This window comes from Flagellimonas myxillae (assembly GCF_023502235.1).
In the GTDB taxonomy this organism is placed as follows: Bacteria; Bacteroidota; Bacteroidia; order Flavobacteriales; family Flavobacteriaceae; genus Flagellimonas; species Flagellimonas myxillae.
The window spans coordinates 1-2754 of the sequence record NZ_JAMFLY010000010.1 but is presented as its reverse complement, the minus strand read 5'-3'; the positions used below and the strand labels follow the sequence as shown (position 1 = coordinate 2754).

At 57.0% G+C, this 2754-nt stretch carries 1 protein-coding gene; it reads right to left on the bottom strand.

Annotated features, from left to right (window positions below; genetic code table 11):
* Positions 1-2754 (bottom strand): beta strand repeat-containing protein (locus tag M3P07_RS17690; RefSeq protein WP_249971257.1); only part of this gene is annotated, 2754 nt, incomplete at both ends.

The window sequence follows — 2754 nt, the reverse complement described above, 5'->3', positions numbered from 1 at the left end:
CTGTCGTCAAGTATGGTGACGGTCACGCTGTGCTGCTCGCCCGCATTTCCGGCAAAGGCGATGTTCCCGGATGCACTTGCCACGGTATAGTCGGAACCTGCAATGGCAGTTCCATCACTGATGTCAAAGTCCAGGTCAAAACCTCCCTGTACGTTGGCGTTAAGGGTGACGGTAAAGTCGGCCGTACCCGCGTCCTCGTTCACGTTGAACCCGGTGACGGACACACCGTTCCCGGCCCCGCCGTCGTTGTCGTTTATGGTACCGACAGCGTTGGACCCCACAATGGAGATAAGCCCGGTGGAAAGGTTGGAAAGTGCGATGGACAGCTCCTCGCTGTTCTCTATAAATGTATCGTCAAGTATCGTCACGGTAATGTTGTGGGCCTCCCCGGCGTTACCGGCAAAGGCGATGTTCCCGGAGGCCGAGGCCACGGTATAGTCGCTACCTGCGATGGCGGTGCCATCGGCAACGGCAAAGTCCACATTGAACCCTCCCTGTACGTTTGCGTTAAGGCTGATGGTAAAGTCAGCGGTCCCGGCGTCCTCGTCCACGTTGAAGCCCGTAACGGATACCCCGTTCCCGGCCCCGCCGTCGTTGTCGTTTATGGTACCGACAGCGTTGGACCCCACAATGGAGATAAGCCCGGTGGAAAGGTTGGAAAGTGCGATGGACATATCCTCGCTGTTCTCTATAAATGTATCGTCAAGTATGGTCACGGTAATGTTGTGGGCCTCCCCGGCATTCCCGGCAAAGGCGATGTTCCCGGATGCAGATGCCACGGTATAGTCGGAACCTGCAATGGCGGTGCCATCGGCAACGGCGAAGTCCACATTGAACCCTCCCTGTACGTTTGCGTTAAGGCTGATGGTAAAGTCAGCGGTACCGGCGTCCTCGTCCACGTTGAAACCTGAAACGCTTACCCCGTTCCCGGCCCCACCGTCGTTGTCGTTTATGGTACCTGTCGCGTTCCCGCCCACAATGGAGATAAGCCCGGTGGAAAGGTTGGAAAGTGCGATGGACATATCCTCGCTGTTCTCGATAAGGTTGTCATCAAGGATGGTCACGGTGACGTTGTGCGCCTCCCCGGCGTTACCGGCAAAGGCGATGTTCCCGGATGCAGATGCCACGGTATAATCGGAACCTGCGATGGCAGTTCCATCACTGATGTCAAAGTCCAGGTCAAAACCTCCCTGTACGTTTGCGTTCAGGGTGATGGTAAAGTCAGCGGTCCCGGCGTCCTCGTCCACGTTGAAACCTGAAACCGATACCCCGTTCCCGGCGCCGCCGTCATTGTCGTTGATCGTCCCAGTTGCAGAACCATCGATGATGGAGATAAGCCCCGTTGAAAGGTTTGAAAGCACGATGGACAGCTCCTCGCTGTTCTCGATAAGGTTGTCATCAAGGATGGCCACGGTGATGTTGTGCTGCTCGCCCGCGTTACCGGCAAAGGCGATGTTCCCGGATGCACTTGCCACGGTATAGTCGTCCCCTGCGATGGCGGTGCCATCACTGATGTCAAAGTCCAGGTCAAAACCTCCCTGTACGTTTGCGTTAAGGGTGACGGTAAAGTCGGCCGTACCTGCGTCCTCGTCCACGTTGAACCCGGTGACGGACACACCGTTCCCAGCCCCGCCGTCGTTGTCGTTGATGGTACCTGTTGCAGAACCATCGATGATGGAGATAAGCCCGGTGGACAGGTTGGAAAGCGCAATGGACAGCTCCTCGCTGTTCTCGATAAGGTTGTCGTCAAGGATGGCCACGGTGACGTTGTGCGCCTCTCCGGCGTTACCGGCAAAGGCGATGTTCCCGGATGCACTTGCCACGGTATAGTCTGAACCTGCGATGGCGGTGCCATCACTGATGTCAAAGTCCAGGTCAAAACCTCCCTGTACGTTTGCGTTAAGGGTGATGGTAAAGTCAGCGGTCCCGGCGTCCTCGTCCACGTTGAAACCTGAAACCGACACCCCGTTCCCGGCGCCACCGTCGTTATCGTTGATGGTACCTACAGCGTTGGCGCCCACAATGGAGATAAGCCCCGTTGACAGGTTGGAAAGTGCGATGGACAGTTCCTCGCTGTTCTCTATAAATGTATCGTCAAGGATGGTCACGGTGACGTTGTGGGCCTCCCCGGCGTTCCCTGCAAATGCGATGTTCCCTGTGGCCGAGGCCACGGTATAGTCGCTTCCTGCGATGGCGGTACCATCGGCAACGGCAAAGTCCACATTGAACCCTCCCTGTACGTTTGCGTTAAGGGTGATGGTAAAGTCAGCGGTCCCGGCGTCCTCGTCCACGTTGAAACCTGAAACGCTTACCCCGTTCCCGGCCCCGCCGTCGTTGTCGTTAATGGTACCTGTCGCGTTCCCGCCCACAATGGAGATAAGCCCGGTGGACAGGTTGGAAAGTGCGATGGACAGCTCCTCGCTGTTCTCGATAAGGTTGTCATCAAGGATGGCCACGGTGATGTTGTGGGCCTCCCCGGCGTTCCCTGCAAATGCGATGTTCCCTGTGGCGGAGACCACGGTATAATCGGAACCTGCGATGGCGGTGCCATCGGCAACGGCGAAGTCCAGGTCAAATCCTCCCTGTACGTTTGCGTTCAGGGTAACTGTAAAGTCAGCGGTACCGGCATCCTCGTCCACGTTGAAACCTGAAACGCTTACCCCATTCCCGGCCCCACCGTCGTTGTCGTTAATGGTACCTGTCGCGTTCCCGCCCACAATGGAGATAAGCCCCGTTGAAAGGTTGGAAAGCGCA